Consider the following 20,772-nt stretch of genomic DNA (forward strand, 5'->3'; position numbering starts at 1 on the left):
ATTGGCCAGACCTTTTGAATTAAAAATATTTGTAGTCAATAAATCCAATCTTATTTGAGAGGTAATAGCATAACCAAAACCTGTATCAAAAATGCTGTATGATGCTAACTGAAAGGCATTAGATATATTACCTTCTCGTTCTCCCATAAATTGCCATCTAACAAATGCATTCACTTTCTTTTTATAATATTCCATGCCTAGATTGAACATTATGTTGGGATTAAAAGGAAGCTTATTGTCTGAGAAGTCTAAAACAATATCATCATCGGTATTAATTGAGTTATTGGCATTGTAAACCGTCCACTTAGTAGCTTTACCATGCTGCAAAGCACCATTTAACGTAAAAGTAATAAAGGAAAAAGGAGTATAGGCGTTTTCAAATTCTATACCTATAGTTCTGGAATTATTAAATTGAACGGGAGTATAAAAAATACTATTACTATCCTGATCGAAGGCAAAGTCGGCAATTGCAACATTTTTTAGTTTACTTAGAAATAGAGTGGTAGTAGATGAAAAGTTTATTCGATTATATTTTAACCCAAGTTCAAATTGTGTGATTTTTTGAATTTCTCCTTTTCTGTTGATAGGAACATTTGAGAAATTATTAAAATAGTAGTTGAGTTCCGGAGCTTTATTTCCTTTCGAAAACCTTGTAAATAAAGATACCTTGTTAGAAAATTTATAATTTAAAGCAGTTGAATAGGATAAATAATCATAGGTAAAATCAAAATCATCTGTTTCTCCAGTGGGAACCAGAAGAGAGTTATCATAATCGGTCAAAGGATCACCATCTGCTCCTCCTTCTTGTTGGAAAGGTGTTGACCTGTCCTTATTACCTGAGTGGTTTATTGTTTCGTAGCGTAGGCCTAAGTCAAAATATAAAGGTTCCGTAATTTGCCATCTGTCATTAGCAAAAAAAGCAAATTGACTAACTTTTGCTCTAGAATCATCGAAAAATAAGCCACCATAGTTACTTAATCCATTTTCATCTGATAATGCAATTACAGGTTGCCCAGTGTTTTCTAATGTTACTTGTAGCATTCTAGGATTTGGTTCGTAGGTCACGAAACCAAAACTACCTTGTGTATACAATGAGGTGTTAGATAATCCACCACTAAGTCCAAATGATAAATTATGATTGTTTATTTTTTTATGAAGAGTAGTTTGATTAAACCATTCATCGGCACTCGTTTGTTTTAGCCAAGATGCAGTACCCATAATTCCATCATTAGGTAAACTTCCTTCTCCTGTATATTCAAAAGATTCGCCTGCTAAAATACCGCTATTGTTTAAACGCGCCACTTCAGAACCTGTGGCTGTATCTCTAAAAACCACTTCTCCAATAGGAAATTGAGCTCCTGAGATAAAATAGGCTAGCGGGTTATTTAAAGAAACAAATGCATTACTTATAGAAGTTTGCCAATTCGCATTTTTATGCGAATGTTTTAAGTTGAAACGCAATGTCCAATCTTTGCCAAGGTTTTGTAAAATATTTACTCCAAATGCACGGTCTTGCGCATGAACCCCTTGAGATGGGTCAAATTTATTGGTAGCTCCCTCGTCCAATCTCCTACCATCTGGTATATTAGACGAAAAGCTTGGCATCAATAGAGCGGTAGAGTTAAAATTTTGTCCAAAAGCTGCTTCAGGATTATCCCAGTTCGTAGCTGCAACTCCGGTATATCGGTTAGTGAAGTCATCAAGAATTTTCCCATAGAATTTAATAAAACCATTGGAATACTTTTTGACCAAATTGAATTTTATCTGTCCTCCTTTACTAAAGATAAAGGGTGTATTTCTTGCACCGTCATCTCTTCGGTAATGACCTCCTACATTAAAAGACCAATTGTTTCCCAATGGACCGCCCCATATTGCATCAATTCTTGATGTAGGATTGCCCTCACCTTGAAAACCACCTTGAATCTGTACTTTTCCGCTAAAAGAATCTGTTGGTTCTTGAGAAATGAAATTATAAATTCCACCAGGCCCATTAAGGGAAGTAACACTTGCACTCCCGCCTCTAATTGCTTCGAGCTTTTTCGCAGTAATGTCCACTCTATGAAACAAATCTGGACTATAGTAAGAATGTTGGACCAAACTAACCGGTAGCCCATCTTCTTGTAATGAGGTGTAATACCAACCCATATCGTCTTCCGCGGATGCTGAAATCCCTCTGCTATACACTCGGGTAAAAACTTCCCCTGCGGCTGCGTCAACAAATGTACCGGGTATAGCTTGTAATAAAGCCGCGGTTCCTCTTGGGAAATTTTCTTGAATATCTTTTGAACCAATGGTTGTAATCGCCGTACTGGATTCTAACTGTAATCTAGGTTCAAAATTGCCCGTAACAACAATATTTTGAAGATTTAATGGATCATCCTCTAAGATTAATGAATAGGATAGATTTTTATCTTTTACTTCAATAGTTTCACTATAAGTTTTAAGACCAATGTGCGTTACTACCAATTGGTAGATTCCCTGATTTACAGATTTTATCTCAAAAAAGCCCTTGTCGTTTGATATTACAGATACATTTATGGGTTTTAAAAGCACCAAAGCACTAGATATTAGAGTGCCGCTGGTGTCATTAATTTCGCCAGAAATGGTTACTTGCGAGAAAGTTGTGTTGCATGTAGTGAATAAACATAGAAATGCTGAAAGCACCGAAAACTTGGTCATAAAGTCTGTGTTAAGTTTGCAAATATATTGCACCATCCCGCTTAATAAGACTTCAAAATTAATTTATGTTCAAACTCTAGGTAGATCACCTTCATTTTTTAATGGTAACGCTGATTCTCCCATCAGAAATTTATCTACATGGTATGCTGCTTGCCTACCCTCTGAAATCGCCCAAACGATTAATGACTGCCCTCTTCGTTGATCACCTGCAACAAATACTCCGGGAACATTGGTCATATAATTACTCTCGGATGCCTTGATATTTGTTCGAGTATCGGCTTCAAGGCCTAATTGTTCCGCAATGGTCATTTCAGAACCGGTGAACCCCATTGCAAGTAAGGCCAGTTCACATTTCCATTCTTTTTCAGTTCCTTCTATTTCTTTTAGAATGGGGCGTTGACCAGGTTGTCTAATCCATTCGACCTCGGATGTGATCAAACCTTTTAAATTTCCATCTTTATCACCAACAAATTCTTTTGTAGAAATGCTGAAAAAGCGTTTAGCACCTTCTTTATGGGAAGAGCTTGTTCTAAGGCGCATTGGCCAAAACGGCCAAGGTTGGTCTTCAGGACGATCAGTTGTTGCCATGGGCATAATTTCAAAATTGGAAACCGATGTGGCACCTTGTCTGATAGAGGTACCTATGCAATCCGAACCCGTATCGCCTCCGCCAATGACGATAACATCTTTATCCGTTGCTAAAATTTCGTTTTCAAACTTTTTGATTCCGTCTATACGTCTATTATTTTGAGGTAAAAAATCCATAGCCTGTACAACTCCATTAAGATGTGAGCCTTTTATGGAAAGATTTCTTCGTACAGTTGCTCCTCCGCACAAAACAATGGCATCGAAGTCATTTTTTAGCTCTTCCGCTTTCATATCTACACCTATATGGGTACTGCATTTGAATTTAATGCCTTCTTCCTTTAAAACATTTAATCTTCTGTCGATTACATTTTTCTCCATTTTAAAATCTGGAATACCGTAACGTAACAATCCGCCTGGTTTTTCGTCCCGTTCAAAAACCGTTACATGGTGACCTGCTCTATTTAACTGTTGTGCAGCCGCTAGACCTGCGGGCCCCGACCCAACTATAGCGATTTTTTTCTCGGTTCTTTTTTTGGGTGGCTGAGCATTGATCCAACCTTTTTCGAATGCAGTTTCAACAATGTTCTTTTCTATATTTTCTATAGAAACCGGATCTTCATTGATTCCCAGAACACATGCTTCTTCACAGGGAGCGGGACAGAGTCTTCCCGTAAATTCGGGAAAGTTATTTGTAGAATGTAAAATACTCGCTGCTTTCTCCCATTTCCCACGATACACGGCGTCATTGAAATCTGGAATCAAATTCCCTAAAGGACAACCGCTATGGCAGAATGGGATGCCGCAATCCATACAGCGTGCACCTTGTTCTTTCAGTTCTTTTTCCTTCATAGGAATGGTAAATTCCCTATAATTCTTCACTCGCTTTTCTACTGGAGCGTATGCTTCTACTTTTCTATCGAATTCCAAAAATCCTGTAATCTTTCCCATTTCTCGATTTATATAATTTGTAAATTTTCCTCTTTTAACCGAATCAAAGCTTGACGATATTCTTCGGGGAAGACTTTAATAAAATCGGGCAAGCAATCTTCCCATGTTTCGAGAATGCGTTGTGCAAGAGGACTCATCGTATGGTTATAATGACTTTCGACCAATTCTCGAAGCTGTATAATATCTTGATCCTCTTCGACGGCCAATAAATTCAACCCTTCTTTACTGCAATTTTTTTCGAAAGTTTTGTTCTTGTCGTAAACATAAGCTATCCCCCCGCTCATTCCTGCACCGAAATTTCTGCCTACCTCGCCAAGTATTACCGCAACACCCCCTGTCATATATTCGCAACCGTGATCACCAATTCCTTCCACTACGGTTTTTGCACCTGAGTTACGAACGCAGAAACGCTCGCCGGCCTTTCCATTTATATAAGCCCTGCCAGCAGTGGCGCCATAAAGGGTAACATTTCCCGTGATTACATTTTCTTCGGGAACTATTGTAGAGTTATCGGGTACTTTTATAACGAGTTTGGCCCCTGATAATCCTTTTCCTAAATAATCATTTGTATTTCCGTTAACGGTCATCGTTAAGCCTCTTGTGGCAAATGCACCAAAACTCTGCCCGGCAGAACCTGTAAAGTTCAATTTTAATGTGTTTATGGGAAGGCCTTGCGCTCCATAAACTTTTGAAATTTCATTACTGATAATGGCACCTACCGCTCTATCTGTATTTTTGATCGGAAAGTCCAAAATCAATTTTTCTTTTCGGAACAAAGACGGATTTGCCTTCTCGATAATTTCAAATTCGATGGATTTATTAACATCGTGCACTTGCTTCTGCGTGTTATAAAATTTTGTTCCCGCAGGAACAGCTACTTGGTGTAGGATAGGAGTCAAATCAATACCTTGTGCCTTGTAATGCTCTATAGCCTTTTTACGGTCCAACTTTTGAACTTGACCCACCATTTCATTCAAAGTCCTAAAACCTAGTTGTGCCATGATTTCACGAAGTTCCTGTGCGACGAAATACATATAATTTACCACATGTTCGGGCTTGCCTTCAAACTTTTTTCGTAATTCGGGATTTTGTGTTGCAATACCGACCGGACATGTATTCAAATGGCAAACGCGCATCATAATACAACCTGAGGCAACTAATGGAGCTGTTGCAAAACCAAACTCTTCTGCCCCGAGCAAACAGGCAACGGCAACATCACGACCGGTTTTTAGCTGTCCGTCACATTCAAGTACAATACGATTTCTCAAATCGTTCATCACTAGGGTCTGCTGTGCTTCGGCTATGCCCAACTCCCATGGTAGGCCAGCATGTTTTAAAGAGGTCAATGGGGATGCTCCAGTACCACCATCAAAACCTGAAATAAGTATTACGTCGGCTTTTGCCTTTGCCACTCCTGCGGCAACTGTACCTACTCCAATTTCCGAAACCAATTTAACATTAATGCGTGCTTTGCGATTTGCTGATTTTAGGTCGTATATCAACTGCGACAAATCTTCAATGGAATAAATATCGTGATGAGGGGGAGGGGAAATCAAACCAACATACGGCGTAGAATTTCTTGTTTTGGCAATAGCTGGATTAACCTTTGGACCGGGTAATTGCCCCCCTTCTCCCGGTTTGGCCCCTTGTGCCATTTTAATTTGTATTTCTTTGGCGTTCGTCAAGTAATCGGAGGTTACCCCAAAACGACCTGAAGCCACTTGTTTAATTGCACTATTTCGCCAATCACCTGTTGCATTTTTGTAAAAACGTTCTGAGTCCTCGCCACCCTCTCCGGAATTGCTTTTACCGCCAATACGGTTCATTGCAATGGCAAGATTTTCATGGGCCTCTTTACTTATGGAACCATATGACATTGCCCCTGTCTTAAAACGTTTTACAATCTCTGTCCACGGTTCTACTTCTTCCAACGGGATGGGGTCGTAATTTGAGAACTCGAACAGGCCCCGTATGGTCATCAAGTTTTTGGACTGTTCATTTACCATTTTGGAAAACTCGTTGTAGCTTTCAGGCTCGTTGTTACGTACCGCTTTTTGCAATTTCGCTACCGTTAACGGATTAAACATATGTTTTTCGCCATCACGTCTCCACCGATACTCCCCACCCATTTCCAAATCCAAATTGGCGGCCACTTCTTTTTTGGCAAATGCCTTCGCATGGCGCTTGGCGATTTCCTTTTCAATTTGGTACAAACCAATACCTTGTATTCTGGTAGGTGTGTTCGGAAAGTATTTACTGACCACTTTCGTATTGATACCGATACATTCAAACAATTGCGAACCGCGATAGGAGTTCAAGGTTGAGATACCTATTTTATTCATTACCTTGAGAATACCCTTTCCTATGGCCTTGTTATAATTTTGTACGGCTTGGTCAAAGGTAAATTCGGTGATATCAAGTTCTTCAATTTGTTCGCCAATAATTTCATTTACCAAATATGGGTTTACGGCGCTGGCTCCAAACCCGAAGAGTAAGGCAAAGTGATGGACTTCCCTTGGTTCGGCAGATTCTATGATAATGCTGAGTTTTGAACGTTTGCCCAACTTTTGCAGACCGCTATTCACATAAGAACACGCAAGCAAAGCTGGGATTGGTGCTTGTTCCTCATTTACGTTTCTATCAGATAGTATAATGATATTCGTTTCTTCATCTACTGCTTTGGAAGCTTGTTTCAATATAGATTCAAGCGCATCCTCCAAACCGTTATGCCCTCGTTCAATATTATATAACGTTGGGATAGATACTACTTTGTAATCTGGACTCGCATCATAGTTTTTTATCTTGTCAAGATCCTCTTTTGAGATTACCGGATTCTGAATTTTCAATTTGCGACAGTGCAGTTCTGAAAAATCAAAAATATTATGATCGCTTCCTAAAGTGAGGCTAATATCGGTAATCAATTCTTCGCGAATGCCATCCAAAGGTGGGTTTGTGACCTGTGCAAATAGCTGCTTGAAATAATTGTAAATCAATTGAGGACGTTCGGACAATACTGCGATAGGTGTGTCCGAACCCATTGAACCAATAGGTTCTTTGGCATTTTTGCCCATGGGGAGAATAATTGTGTTGATATCCTCTAATGTGTATCCAAAAGCAGCTTTGCGCTTATCAAGTGAGGCTTCCCCTAAAAATAATGGACAGTCATTATATGGTATATCCTTTAAATGAACCATATTGTTATCCAACCACTTCTTATATGGATTTCGCTGCGCGATTTCTTCTTTTATCTCCCCGTCATTGACTATTCGCCCTTCTTCCATGTTGACCAAGAACATTTTACCAGGTTCCAATCTACCGTGAAACTCTACATTTTCAGGAGCGATGTCAACAACACCTACTTCTGAGGACATGATAACATAGTCATCTTTGGTAACTGTGTATCTTGAAGGACGCAGTCCGTTCCTATCTAAAACGGCACCTATATAATTCCCATCGGTAAAAGGTACCGATGCGGGGCCGTCCCAAGGTTCCATCATACAGGAATGATATTCGTAGAAAGCTCTTTTCGCTTCTGACATATCTGGGTTTTTCTCCCAAGCTTCCGGTACCAAAACCATCATGACCTCAGGTAGCGAACGACCGGTCATAAGTAAAAGCTCAACGACCATATCCATTGTGGCCGAGTCTGACTTTCCTGGTAGGATTACTGGAATTATATTTTTAATTTCCTCGCCAAACCAGTCACTTTTCAATAACTCTTCCCGAGAGCGCATTCGGGATACATTGCCACGAAGCGTATTTATCTCACCGTTGTGGCACATGTAACGAAAAGGCTGTGCCAAGTCCCAAGTGGGGAAGGTATTGGTCGAGAATCGTTGGTGCACCAATGAGAGCCTGGTAACGACCCGAGGGTCCATCAAATCCTTATAATACAGGCTAATATCTTTCGGCATTAGCAAACCCTTGAAAATTATGATTTTGGTGGAAAGGCTGGGAACGTAGAAAAACTGACTCTCGGAAAGTTTTGAATTGATTATGGCATGTTCGGTTACTTTTCTGGCGATAAATAGCTTTAAATTGAAATTGAATTCATTTTGTTCCTCATTTTCTTTGGCTATAAAAAGTTGTTTAACAAAAGGTTCGGTTTCCATGGCGATCCTACCAGGGACCGATTTATTTACGGGTACATCTCGCCACCCCAAAAGTTGAAGCCCTTGTTTTTTGATGTTTTCTTCAAATACAGCTATGCAAAAATCCCGTTGATTTTCTTTTTGGGGTAAAAAGACATTGCTTACCGCATATTGCCCCGGCTCTGGTAACTCAAAACCGCATTCGGCCCCAAAAAAATCATGTGGAATGTCTATGAGTATTCCTGCGCCATCACCAGTTTTTCCGTCGGCACTTACCGCGCCTCTATGTTCCAGCTTATCTAGAATTTCTAAGGCCTTATGAATAATATCATTTGATTTTTTTCCCTTTAGGCTACAAATGAACCCTGCACCGCAGTTATCATGCTCAAATTCCGGTAAGTATAACCCCTGTTTTTCTAACGCCATAAATTATCGTATTTATTCAAAAATATGACTTTAGATAAACTATCCTTATCAAAAACTATTATATTCAATAATTAATTCAACGTATATAATAATATGTTAAATATTATTCATATCTGTATTTTATAATGGGGTAGATTGTCATTATCATAATATAGACCTCGGTTAAACTATTTTAAACCTTAATCATGGGGGGTATGGGTCATTCTATGAACGAAAAAGAAAACCACCCCTAAAAAAGAGGTGGTTCAGCAATAAAACTATATTATTTTTTACCTACAGGCCATGTGTATTGTAGGGTGCCACAATTTAACTTTTTAAAATACTTCTTGAAATCACTATTTTTTGAATCTCGGAAGTGCCCTCGTAAATTTGGGTAATCTTGGCATCACGCATGAGTCTTTCAACATGATAATCCTTAACAAAGCCATTACCGCCATGAATTTGTACGGCTTCAACAGTGGTTTCCATTGCGACTTGTGAGGCGTAAAGCTTTGCCATCGCCCCGGAAAGGTCATAATTTATGTTGTTGTCTTTTTCCCAGGCTGCTTTATATACCAAATGCCTTGCGGCCTCGATTTGCGTATGCATATTGGCTAATTTAAAAGCTATGGCCTGATGGTTACTGATTTCCGTACCAAATGCTTTTCTTTCCTTTGAATATTTCAAGGCCAGTTCATAAGCACCTGCCGCTATTCCCAATGCTTGTGCTGCAATGCCAATTCTACCTCCGGAAAGGGTTTTCATTGCGAATTTAAACCCAAAACCATCTTCGCCTATCCTATTTTGTTTAGGTACTTTTACGTCGTTAAAAATCAAAGAATGTGTATCGCTGCCACGAATACCCAGTTTATTCTCTTTAGGGCCTATTTCAAAGCCTTCCATACCTTTTTCAACAATTAGGGCGTTGATGCCTTTGTGTCCTTTTTCCCTATCGGTTTGGGCAATGACCAAATATACTTCTGCGGTGTTACCATTGGTTATCCAATTTTTGGTACCGTTCAATACATAATGGTCTCCCATATCTATGGCAGTGGTTTTTTGAGAAGTGGCATCACTCCCAGCTTCAGGTTCTGAAAGGCAAAAAGCGCCAATGATTTCCCCTGTAGCCAATCTTTTCAAGTATTTTTCCTTCTGCTCTTCAGTACCATAGGTTTGTAGGCCGTAACATACCAATGAGTTGTTGACCGATACCACTACGGATGCAGATGCATCAATTTTGGATAGCTCTTCCATAGCGATAACATACGAAAGCGTATCCATTCCACTGCCATTATATTTAGGATCCACCATCATTCCCATAAAACCAAGTTCCCCTAGTTTTGTAATCTGTTCGGTAGGAAATCTCTGTTCTTCATCCCTTTCTATAACGCCAGGTAACAACTCATTTTGGGCAAAATCCCTTGCCGCTTGCTGTATCATCAAATGTTCTTCCGATAATGAAAAATCCATAAGTAATTTGTCTTTAGTCAACTTTACAAAGATAAGGGTAAGTCATAAAATGTAAACAGAATTCATTAACAGATTTAAAGGTTAAATTTGTTTGCCATGATTTGAATTAAAACTTTGATTGCCATTCCAAATTTTTATATTTGTTGCATTCACTTTAATCAATTTGATTTAACTGCAAAATTATGAGGCAACACTAACCCCGAAAGGGGGCAAACACTACATTTTTCAAACTGGAAAATCAATTTGGTCACATAATTTTAAATCAATAGTAAATGAAACAATTACTTAAATCATACGAAGATAAACAGCCCGAAATCGTTTTTAACTGGAAGGATTCCGAAACTGAAGCGGAAGGGTGGACGGTTATAAACTCCCTGCGCGGTGGTGCAGCGGGTGGTGGTACAAGAATGCGCGAAGGCCTGGATATGAACGAGGTACTTTCTTTGGCCAAAACCATGGAAGTTAAATTCACTGTATCTGGCCCACCGATAGGAGGGGCAAAATCGGGAATCAATTTCAATCCCAACGACCCTAGAAAAAAAGGGGTGCTAGAGCGTTGGTACCGTGCAGTCTCACCACTTTTGAAAAGTTATTATGGTACTGGTGGCGATTTGAACGTTGATGAAATTCACGAAGTAATACCAATAACCGAGGACGCTGGGGTATGGCACCCGCAAGAAGGTGTTTTTAATGGGCATTTTAAACCTACCGAGGCAGATAAAATTAATCGTATTGGCCAACTTAGGTTAGGTGTCATCAAAGCCTTGGAGAGCAATGCATATTCTCCAGATATCTCAAAAAAGTATACGGTCGCCGATATGATAACCGGCTACGGTGTAGCGGAGGCCGTTCGCCATTTTTACGATATTTATGGTGGTAGTGTCGTGGGAAAACGTGCCATAGTCCAAGGGTTTGGCAACGTGGGCAGCGCCGCTGCCTATTATTTGGCACAAATGGGTGCTAAAGTGGTAGGGATTATAGACAGAGCTGGTGGCGTCATAAAAGAAGAAGGCTTCTCTTTTGAAGAAATAAAACATTTTTTCCTTACCAAAAAGGGAAATGCCCTTATGGCCAGTGCGGATGAGTTGATACCCTTTGAAGAAATCAATACCAGGATTTGGACGTTGCCAACGGAAATTTTTCTCCCTTGTGCAGCTTCGCGCCTCATTACCAAAGAGCAAATAGGTCAAATGATAGATACCGGACTTGAGGTAATATCATGCGGAGCAAACGTGCCCTTTGCCGATAAGGAAATCTTTTTTGGTCCGATAATGGAATTTACCGACAAAAGAGTTAGCCTGATTCCCGATTTTGTTTCCAATTGTGGAATGGCACGTGTATTTGCCTATTTTATGGAAAAAAGAGTGGGAATTGATGACAACTTGATATTTAAAGATACCTCGGATACCATTAGAAAAGCAATTTTGAATATCTTTAAGCAGAATCCGACTAAAACCGATTTATGCAATACAGGATTCGAAATAGCATTAAAACAATTGATATAAATATAAAAACCAACTACATATGGAAACTATTATAATCATCGTATTTCTGGCAGGATACCTTGCGATAACCTTAGAACATAACCTTAAAATTGACAAGCTTATTCCCGCCTTGGCCATGATGGCCATTTTATGGGCAATTATAGCCTTGGCCCATATGGATGTTTTTGAGGTGAACGCACAGCTCAGGGAGCTGGAGCCTAGTCATATTGATGAGATGTTGCTGCACCATTTGGGTAAAACCGCTGAAATACTTGTCTTTCTTTTGGGCGCCATGACCATTGTGGAAATCATTGACTACTTTGATGGTTTTGCCACTATAAAAGGGTTTATTCGTACTAGGAGCAAACGTAGGTTATTGTGGTTGTTTTCAATACTTGCGTTCATACTCTCTGCAATAATAGATAACCTGACCGCGACTATCGTTTTGATTACGATTCTGCAAAAAGTTATCAATAATAGGGATACTCGACTTTGGTTTGCCGGTATGATCATTATTGCCGCAAATGCTGGTGGAGCTTGGTCGCCCATCGGTGACGTAACCACTACCATGTTGTGGATCGCCAATAAAGTATCTGCATTACAGTTAATCGAACACGTATTGCTACCATCCATAGTTTGCATGGTAATACCTGTTTTGGTAGCGAGCAGGTTCAAGGCCTTTAGCGGGAATATTGATAGTGATGTGAGTAGTTTGGAAGAACCAAAATCGAAGTATGGTTCAACGATGTTATACTTGGGTTTGGGCGCTATCGTTTTTGTTCCCTTTTTCAAGACGGTTACCCATTTACCGCCATATGTAGGTATGATGCTTTCTTTGGCGCTTGTCGCTACTTTTGCGGAAATTTACAGTAATTCAAAATTCAGCATATCCAATGTTGAAGGAGAGGGCGATGATACAACGGGCCATCATAGCCCGGTCCATCACTCTTTATCAAAGATAGAGCTTCCCAGTATTCTATTCTTTTTAGGAATATTGTTGGCGGTTGCCGCACTGGAATCCCTAGGGATGCTTTTCCATTATGCCGAAAGCTTAAATGCAGCCATTCCCAATACCGATATCGTAGTCATGTTGTTCGGGGTTGGTTCTGCCGTTATTGACAACGTACCTTTGGTGGCGGCCAGTATGGGGATGTTTCCGCAAGCCATGGACGACCCGTTATGGCATTTCATCGCATATTCGGCCGGAACCGGTGGCAGTATGTTGATTATTGGTTCAGCTGCAGGGGTAGTGGCCATGGGTATGGAAAAGATAGATTTCTTTTGGTATCTTAAAAAGATAGCATGGTTGGCGGCGATAGGATTTATTGCTGGTGCGGGCTGTTTTATTTTAATGCGAGATTTAGTGCTCAACGCATAATTTAATCTATAAATCGTCGTTATTAAGGCAGTAAACCAAACAGAATACTATGTCATTATTTCAAGACCTTGCGCAAGACCCACCAATCGGGGATGTGGTTTCCGAGGAAAAAACCTTATCGGTAATTGATTTGATCGTAAATGGTGGTACGGGCAGTATCGTGATTATATCGGTTCTTTTCGTATTGCTGTTTGTTGCCCTTTACATTTATTTTGAACGAATTTTTGCGATAAAAGCTGCATCAAAAATAGATAGCAACTTTATGAACCAAATTCGCGATCATGTAATGAGCGGCAAGATTGAAGCCGCCAAAATTCTTTGTGCCCAAACCGATTCCCCAGTAGCAAGATTGACCGAAAAAGGGGTCTCAAGAATAGGAAAGCCTCTAGACGATATTAATACCGCCATCGAAAACGCAGGTACTTTAGAAGTATATAAGCTGGAAAAAAATGTGAGTATTTTGGCTACGGTCGCTGGGGCAGCTCCCATGATTGGGTTCTTAGGTACCGTTATTGGTATGATATTGGCATTTCATGAAATGGCATCCAGTGGTGGTCAAGCAGAAATGGGTACGTTGGCTTCTGGTATTTATACGGCCATGACGACTACCGTTGCAGGACTAATCGTAGGTATAATCGCTTACATAGGTTACAATCATTTGGTCAACAGAACGGATAAGGTCGTACATAAAATGGAGGCCAATGCCGTAGAGTTTTTGGATTTATTGAACGAACCGGCATAAGCCATTTGATATGAAATTAAAAGGAAGAAATAAGGTTAGTCCAGATTTCAGCATGTCCTCAATGACGGATATTGTTTTCCTGTTATTAATATTTTTCATGCTTACCGCCAACTCCCCAAATGCTTTGGATTTGCTGTTGCCAAAAGCAAAAGGTAAATCTAGGAATACGCAAAATGTATCGGTAAGTATAGATAAAAACCTGCAATATTTTGTAAACAATCAGAGAATCAACGGAGACTATATAGAAATTGAATTAAAAAAAGCATTGGAAGGTCAGGAAAAACCGACTATTATTCTAAGGGCGGAAGAAAGCGTTGCCATTAAGGAAGCGGTCAATGTTATGGACATCGCCAACAAGAACAATTACAAGGTCATCTTGGCCGTACGGCCCAATTAATAGCGATTTTTAACGCTACACTTTTTAATTCTTCTCAAGACTCCTGTAAAACAACCGTAATTTGAGTTATATAGTTTGTTGTACTATGCAGATGATAACAAATCTGATCAACGAAACGGGATTATTTAAAATTGAATCGGCACTATGTCATTCTTGGATACGAGACACAAGAAAAAATCGTTCACACTTACAACCCTGTTGTTAAGTGTTTTGTTGTTATTTTTACTCTACATAGGTCTTAACGAAACCATACCGAAAGAAGAGAAGGGTATTACCGTAAACTTTGGTACAACCGATTTTGGCAGCGGCCGTGTTCAACCCAAAGAAAAAATACGTTCGGAACCTTTGGATACGCCTCCCGTAGAAACTGTAGAACAAGAAGCTGTAGTTACGCCCGTTCAGGAACAGGTTCAAGAAGAAAAAATTGCAGAGGATAAACCTACCGAGAAGGTCTTAACACAAGAAAGTGAAGAATCCATAAGGATAAAACAGCAAAGGGAGGCCAAAAGAAAAGCCGATGATGCCGCCAAAAAAGCTAAAGCCGAAGCGGATAAAAAGGCAAGGGCCGAGAAAGCTGCTGCAGAAAAAGCGCAACGGGAACGCGATGCCAAAAAGAAATCTGTGGACAATCTATTTGATGGGTTTAACAAATCGGATGGTACTGCATCAGGTTCGGAAGGTGATGATGACAAAACAGGCGATAAGGGCAAGCCCGAAGGTAACCCTTATGCGGCAAGTTATTACGGTAGTCCCGGTTCGGGCAGTGGTACAGGAGGCTATGGTCTGGGTGGAAGGTCTTTAGTGAGTAAAGGTGCCGTTCAACAAGATTGTAATCAAGAGGGTAGGGTTGTGGTCGAAATTCACGTAGATCGTAGTGGGAAAGTAATCAAAGCAAGACCTGGTGTAAAAGGTACGACCAACAAACATCCTTGTTTGCTGAAACCCGCAAAAGAGACGGCATTTAAGCATAAATGGAATTTGGATTCAAAGGCACCAAGCCCGCAAGTAGGTTTTGTCGTGGTCAATTTTAAACTCGGGGAGTAAGTGACTTACGCAGAAACCTTACATTGGATGTTCGCACAGCTTCCTATGTACCAACAAAAGGGAAAAGCAGCGTTCAATGGCAAGCTGGACAATATAAAAGCCTTTTGCGCCCACCTTGGAAATCCACAGCAAAAATTTAAGAGTATTCATGTTGCAGGAACCAATGGCAAAGGTTCAAGTAGCCACCTGTTGGCATCCATTCTTCAAGAAGCAGGCTATACCGTTGGTCTGTATACCTCACCACATTTGAAAGATTTTAGGGAACGCATCAGGATAAACGGTAAGCCGGTTTCAAAAAGGTTCGTGGTTGATTTCATAGCAGATAATACGTCTTTGTTAGAGCAGCACAAACTATCTTTTTTTGAGATGACCGTAGGTATGGCCTTTGAATATTTTGCAAAGCAAAATATTGATATCGCAGTTGTTGAAGTAGGTTTGGGAGGACGTTTGGATTCAACGAATATAATAACTCCCGAAGTTTCCTTGATCACGAATATTGGTTACGATCATATGGATATGCTGGGAAACACTCTTGAAAAAATCGCTCACGAAAAAGCGGGGATCATAAAAAAACAAGTTCCAGTGGTCATTAGTGAAACCCAAGAAGAAATTAAAGACGTATTTGAATCCGTCGCAAAACACAATAACGCCAAACTTATCTTTGCGGACCAAAAAATAGAAAAAGATTACGAAACTTCCCTCTTGGGAAACTATCAGAAAAAGAATGTAAAAGGGGCTATAGCGACTGTTCAAGAACTGATTACTTTTGAGGTTGGCACAGGCCATATAAAAAAAGGACTTTTAAACGTTGTTGAAAATACCGGGCTCTTGGGAAGATGGCAGGTTTTACGCAAAACCCCGACCGTAGTTTGCGATACTGCCCATAATAGTGAGGGCTTAAAACTGGTCTTGAGCCAAATCCGACAACAACAATATGAAGAAATACATTTTGTACTGGGCTTTGTCAACGATAAGGATTTACATAAGATACTCCCGCTTTTTCCTAAAAACGGATATTACTATTTTGCAAAACCCAATATACCTAGGGGTTTGGAGGTTGATGCCTTATGGCAAACAGCTAAAAAATATGGTCTAAAGGGGAATGCTTATAATTCAATAGCACAAGCGCTTGAGACAGCATTGAGCAATGCCAAACCAAATGATTTTGTATATGTCGGCGGTAGCACGTTTGTAGTGGCCGAAGTTGTTTAGAAAAACGGCTTTTTTTTCTCGTTTTTTCTTTTTGTAATCTAAAAACTATTCTATATTTGCATCCCTTTTAGGGCTCTTAGCTCAGTTGGTTCAGAGCACCTGCCTTACAAGCAGGGGGTCACTGGTTCGAATCCAGTAGGGCCCACAAAAGCTTCCAGTTTACTGGAAGCTTTTTTATTTTCAGCACCAAAGCTCCGGTATCAAGTACAGCAAACCTGACTTATGTCATATTTTTTGACCAAGGCTTGTGATAGTTTTGTTTAAAACAAAGTTATATGTGCAGTCTTGTTCAAAAATATAATGTTCCTGGTCCGCGTTACACGAGTTACCCCACTGTTCCCTATTGGGATATGGAGTCGTTCTCGGGGAAAAAATGGGAAAATACCTTACAAAAAAGTTTTGAAGAGAGTAATAGTTCGGAAGGGATAAGCTTATACATACATCTTCCATTTTGTGAAAGTATGTGTACGTTCTGTGGTTGCCACAAGCGAATAACGAAGAAACATGATGTTGAGTTACCGTATTTACGATCTGTTTTAAAAGAATGGGAACTCTATTGTAAACTCTTTTCGCAAAGACCCATTGTAAAAGAACTGCATTTGGGAGGTGGCACTCCTACATTTTTTTCTCCGGACCATTTAAAAACCCTCATCAATGGCATATTTGCACGTGCCGATAAGGCTGCAGAGTATGAGTTTAGTTTTGAAGGCCACCCTAACAACACAACACATGAACATCTACAGGCATTGTATGATGTTGGGTTTAGAAGAGTGAGTTATGGTGTACAGGACTATAACGAAACGGTTCAAAAAGCCATACACAGGGTTCAGCCCTTTGAAAATGTCAAAAAAGTTACCGATTATGCAAGGGAGATAGGGTATACCTCTATTGGTCATGATATTATATTTGGCCTTCCGCATCAAAGTTTGGCACACGTAGAACAGACCATTTTAAAGACCAAGACATTAATGCCCGACCGTTTGGCTTTTTATAGTTATGCTCATGTGCCTTGGTTAAAAGGCAATGGCCAACGAGGTTATAAGGATTCTGACCTGCCAACCGCAAACGAAAAGAGAAAACAGTATGAAGTTGGAAAGCAACTTTTGGCCAAAGTAGGTTATGAGGAAATCGGGATGGATCATTTTGCCCTAAAAACCGATAGTTTATATAAAGCTATGGAATCTGGGGAATTGCATAGAAACTTTATGGGCTATACCGCATCAAAGACCAAACTAATGATAGGCCTGGGAGTATCAAGTATAAGCGATAGCTGGTATAGTTTTGCCCAAAATGTCAAAAACTTGGAAGAATACCATCATTTGGTAAACAATGGTATCATCCCTATTTATAGAGGTCACATTCTTAATGATGAAGATGAGACGGTCCGTCGTCATATTTTAAATTTAATGTGCAGGTTTGAAACTTCATGGAGCAGCGATCATGGTTTTTTTGACCAACTCCCAAATACCGTTGAAAGATTAAAAGAAATGGAACAGGACGATGTGTTGAAAATTACTTCGAACGCCATAAAGGTCACAGAAAAAGGAAAACCCTTTATACGTAATATTTGTATGGCTTTTGACATGCATTTACATAGGAAAACACCGAAAACACGATTGTTTTCCATGACCATATAACCTATAATAATTAAAATCCCATATCATGAAAAATATAATAGTACCAGTAGATTTTTCCCAGCAGTCCGAAAATGCTTTACAAGTAGCGGCATCAATTGCAAAAAATAACAGTGCCAAGATATTTGCCCTTCACATGTTGGAGCTCAATGAGGCAATGATTTCCTCAAGCGAAGGTCTTCATCCCGAGCAAACCGTGTTCTTTATTAAACTTGCCGAAAAAAGATTCAAGGACTTTTTGGACAAGCCATATTTAGATGGGGTAAAAGTTGTACCTATTATCAAACATTTTAAAGTGTTCAAAGAAATAGGGGAGGTGGCCAAAGAGCACGATGCTGATTTGATAGTGATGGGCTCGCACGGTACCGATGGGATAAAAGAAATATTTATAGGTTCCAATACCGAGAAGGTAGTTCGCCACTCGGATACCCCCGTTTTGGTAGTTAAATACAAGATGAAGGATTTTAATCCAAAAAATATAGTCTTCGCCTGTAACCTAAGAAAAGAAAGCATACACGCTTTGCAAAGGGCCAAGTTCATAGCTGAAAATTTTGGGGCAAAATTAAATTTGGTATACATAAACACTCCTGGAGACGACTTTTTAAGTACCAATGATATTGATGTGAAAATCCAAAACTTCTGCAATGCGGTCGGTTTTGATATGCAAATCGAAATATATAATGATTATTCGGTCGAAAAGGGAATATTGAATTATACTGACGCCATACAGGCAGATCTCATTGGTATGCCCACACATGGTAGAAAAGGGCTTTCCCACTTTTTTATGGGTAGTATAGGCGAAGACATTGCAAACCACTCTCTGGTACCGGTAATAACATTTAAGATTTAGTGATCAAAGGTTGCTGATCATTAGTTTAGTTGGTTGATTTAAAAAGGGAAACCTTATACGTTTCCCTTTTTTCTATGCTCAAATATTTTCACAAAAAGCATAGTACTCATTTTTTGGGCCCTGTTTTTTGCTATCCAAGCTGTTTCACCGGTAAAAAGTGTATCCACAGTTTCAAACCATATGTTGAGCCATTGCCCAAAATGCTCAGATGTAATCGTATGGTTCATTTTCCCATCAACCGCTTCGTGAACGGTTATGGGGTTTCCCGTATACTTCCGTTTTAAAAAGAGCTGGGTCTCCCAAAAATCGGTAAGTAGTGTAAAATGGCTTTCCCAATCGGTAACGATGCTATTAAAAATAGGAGCCAGTGCTTCATCTTTTCTGATTTTACCGTAAAAGGTTTCAACCAATAATTGAACATCCGACCTATTTGTTATATCGCTTTTTTCGTTTGCCATCATTCATTTTTAAACCTTTTATGGGAATCTTTTTCCAATTGTTCCCTATGGTCGGGATGCGCTATTGAAATCAACGCTTTTGAGCGTTCTTTTAGATTTTTTCCAAAAAGGTCTACCACACCATATTCTGTAGCCACATAATGCACATGGGCCCTGGTCGTGGTAACCCCGGCACCCTGCTTTAAATATGGAGTTATTTTGGACATGCCCTTTGCGGTGACAGAGGGCATTGCGAAGATGGGTTTTCCACCTTTTGATAAGGAAGCCCCGCGAATAAAATCCATTTGTCCACCAACACCGGAATATTGCCTGCTGCCAATGGTGTCTGCACATACTTGTCCCGTTAAATCTATTTCAATGGCACTGTTTATGGCGGTTACTTTTGGGTTTTTGCGTATTATGGCAGTATCGTTGGTATAGGCTGCCTCCTTAAAATGAACCAAAGGGTTGTCATCTACAAAATCATATAACTTTTGAGACCCCACCGCAAAACAAGTTACTATTTTCCCTGTCTTTACTTCTTTTTTCTCACCAGTGATCACACCTTTTTCTATAAGCGGAAGCACGCCATCTGAAAACATTTCGGTATGTATGCCCAAATGTTCGTGATTATCAAGATTGTCCAATACGGCATTGGGAATATTGCCAATGCCCATTTGTAACGTAGCCCCGTCTTCTATAAGTCCGGCCACGTGTTTTCCTATTTGCTGTTCTGTTTCTGAAATTGGCGAGATACCATGGGTATGTATGGGCGCGTTCATCTGAATCGCACAATCTATATTTTTTATATGTATGATACCGTCACCATGTGTTCGCGGAACGGACGGATTGATTTGAGCGATAACTTTCTTGGCGGTTTGTATGGCGGGCAATGCGATATCAACCGATACGCCCAAAGAACAAAATCCATGCTTGTCCGGTGGAGAGACCTGAACGATAGCCACATCCAAAGGCAAAATATTTCTACGAAAAAGTAAGTGTATCTCACTTAAAAAAATGGGTATGTAATCACCTTGCGAACTGTTTACGACACTTCTTACATTGCCTCCGACAAAACAGCTGTTCATCGTAAAGCTATCTTTGTATGGCGCGTGTGCATATTTTGCATCACCCTCGGTATGAATTGATATAATCTCTACATTTTCTAATTCATGGTATCTTTCGCAAAATGCATCAATAAGAGTATTGGGTGTCATGGCCGCACCTTGTAAAAATATTCTGTTGCCCGATTTTATAAAAGAGACCGCTTCATGCGGTGTTACTATTTTCATATGTTTTTTTGATTAAATTACAAAGATCGATATAACTACACTGTAAATTATATGATAATAATCATTGAATTATTATATTTAAATGGGATCGAAAAAAGAACTATGGGATAAATGCTGATTT

The 20,772-nt window shown here is 39.8% G+C and carries 14 protein-coding genes and 1 tRNA gene (1 of these 15 only partly in view); 9 read left to right on the forward strand and 6 right to left on the reverse strand.

Going from position 1 to position 20,772, the window contains the following annotated elements; genetic code table 11:
- The 4 genes from HYG79_RS11515 to HYG79_RS11530 form a co-directional block, all read right to left on the reverse strand.
- On the reverse strand, positions 1 to 2,679 hold the 5' portion of the coding sequence (locus tag HYG79_RS11515) for a TonB-dependent receptor (protein WP_179242232.1). It extends 138 nt beyond the left edge of the window; 2,679 of the gene's 2,817 nt are visible here — the first part of the coding sequence; it begins with the start codon at positions 2,677 to 2,679; its stop codon lies beyond the left edge, outside the window.
- Between the two features lie 69 nt (positions 2,680 to 2,748).
- Positions 2,749 to 4,215 carry a glutamate synthase subunit beta gene (locus HYG79_RS11520; protein WP_179242233.1) on the reverse strand — a complete coding sequence of 489 codons (1,467 nt, stop codon included), beginning with the start codon at positions 4,213 to 4,215 and terminating at the stop codon, positions 2,749 to 2,751.
- 8 nt (positions 4,216 to 4,223) lie between these two features.
- Positions 4,224 to 8,732 carry a glutamate synthase large subunit gene (gene gltB, locus HYG79_RS11525; RefSeq protein WP_179242234.1) on the reverse strand — a complete coding sequence of 1,503 codons (4,509 nt, stop codon included), beginning with the start codon at positions 8,730 to 8,732 and terminating at the stop codon, positions 4,224 to 4,226.
- Between the two features lie 306 nt (positions 8,733 to 9,038).
- A complete protein-coding gene (locus HYG79_RS11530) occupies positions 9,039 to 10,181 on the reverse strand; it encodes an acyl-CoA dehydrogenase family protein (RefSeq protein WP_179242235.1) in 1,143 nt (380 codons plus the stop codon).
- Positions 10,182 to 10,453: 272 nt separating this feature from the next.
- Here HYG79_RS11530 and HYG79_RS11535 point away from each other — a divergent pair, with 272 nt between their 5' ends.
- The 9 genes from HYG79_RS11535 to HYG79_RS11575 all read left to right on the forward strand — a co-directional run bounded on the left by HYG79_RS11535 (position 10,454) and on the right by HYG79_RS11575 (position 18,922).
- On the forward strand, positions 10,454 to 11,686 hold the full coding sequence (locus HYG79_RS11535) for a Glu/Leu/Phe/Val dehydrogenase dimerization domain-containing protein (protein WP_179242236.1): 1,233 nt from the start codon (positions 10,454 to 10,456) through the stop codon (positions 11,684 to 11,686).
- 19 nt (positions 11,687 to 11,705) lie between these two features.
- Positions 11,706 to 13,043 carry a sodium:proton antiporter NhaD gene (nhaD, locus tag HYG79_RS11540; RefSeq protein WP_179242237.1) on the forward strand — a complete coding sequence of 446 codons (1,338 nt, stop codon included), beginning with the start codon at positions 11,706 to 11,708 and terminating at the stop codon, positions 13,041 to 13,043.
- 49 nt (positions 13,044 to 13,092) lie between these two features.
- Entirely contained in the window at positions 13,093 to 13,785 is a 693-nt protein-coding gene (locus HYG79_RS11545) for a MotA/TolQ/ExbB proton channel family protein (RefSeq protein WP_179242238.1), read from the forward strand.
- Positions 13,786 to 13,795: 10 nt separating this feature from the next.
- Positions 13,796 to 14,182: an ExbD/TolR family protein gene (locus tag HYG79_RS11550; RefSeq protein WP_179242239.1), complete on the forward strand. Its 387-nt coding sequence runs from the start codon at positions 13,796 to 13,798 to the stop codon at positions 14,180 to 14,182.
- A 144-nt stretch (positions 14,183 to 14,326) separates the two neighbouring features.
- Entirely contained in the window at positions 14,327 to 15,226 is a 900-nt protein-coding gene (locus HYG79_RS11555; protein ID WP_179242240.1) for an energy transducer TonB, read from the forward strand.
- Positions 15,227 to 16,438, forward strand: coding sequence for a bifunctional folylpolyglutamate synthase/dihydrofolate synthase (locus HYG79_RS11560; RefSeq protein WP_179242241.1), 1,212 nt, complete (start codon positions 15,227 to 15,229; stop codon positions 16,436 to 16,438).
- Between the two features lie 70 nt (positions 16,439 to 16,508).
- Positions 16,509 to 16,583 (forward strand) — tRNA-Val (locus tag HYG79_RS11565).
- Between the two features lie 130 nt (positions 16,584 to 16,713).
- Entirely contained in the window at positions 16,714 to 18,075 is a 1,362-nt protein-coding gene (gene hemN / locus HYG79_RS11570) for an oxygen-independent coproporphyrinogen III oxidase (RefSeq protein WP_179242242.1), read from the forward strand.
- A gap of 25 nt (positions 18,076 to 18,100) precedes the next feature.
- Entirely contained in the window at positions 18,101 to 18,922 is an 822-nt protein-coding gene (locus HYG79_RS11575; protein ID WP_179242243.1) for a universal stress protein, read from the forward strand.
- 53 nt (positions 18,923 to 18,975) lie between these two features.
- Here the strand turns inward: HYG79_RS11575 and HYG79_RS11580 are convergent, their stop codons facing one another.
- Both HYG79_RS11580 and HYG79_RS11585 read right to left on the reverse strand, forming a co-directional pair.
- Positions 18,976 to 19,380 carry a group III truncated hemoglobin gene (locus tag HYG79_RS11580; protein WP_179242244.1) on the reverse strand — a complete coding sequence of 135 codons (405 nt, stop codon included), beginning with the start codon at positions 19,378 to 19,380 and terminating at the stop codon, positions 18,976 to 18,978.
- Positions 19,380 to 20,651, reverse strand: a complete 1,272-nt coding sequence (locus HYG79_RS11585; RefSeq protein ID WP_179242245.1) for an acetyl-CoA hydrolase/transferase family protein — start codon at positions 20,649 to 20,651, stop codon at positions 19,380 to 19,382. Before HYG79_RS11585 ends, HYG79_RS11580 begins: the two co-directional genes overlap by 1 nt.
- Positions 20,652 to 20,772 lie beyond the last annotated feature (121 nt).

The organism is Costertonia aggregata, from assembly GCF_013402795.1.
Classification (GTDB): Bacteria; Bacteroidota; Bacteroidia; order Flavobacteriales; family Flavobacteriaceae; genus Costertonia; species Costertonia aggregata.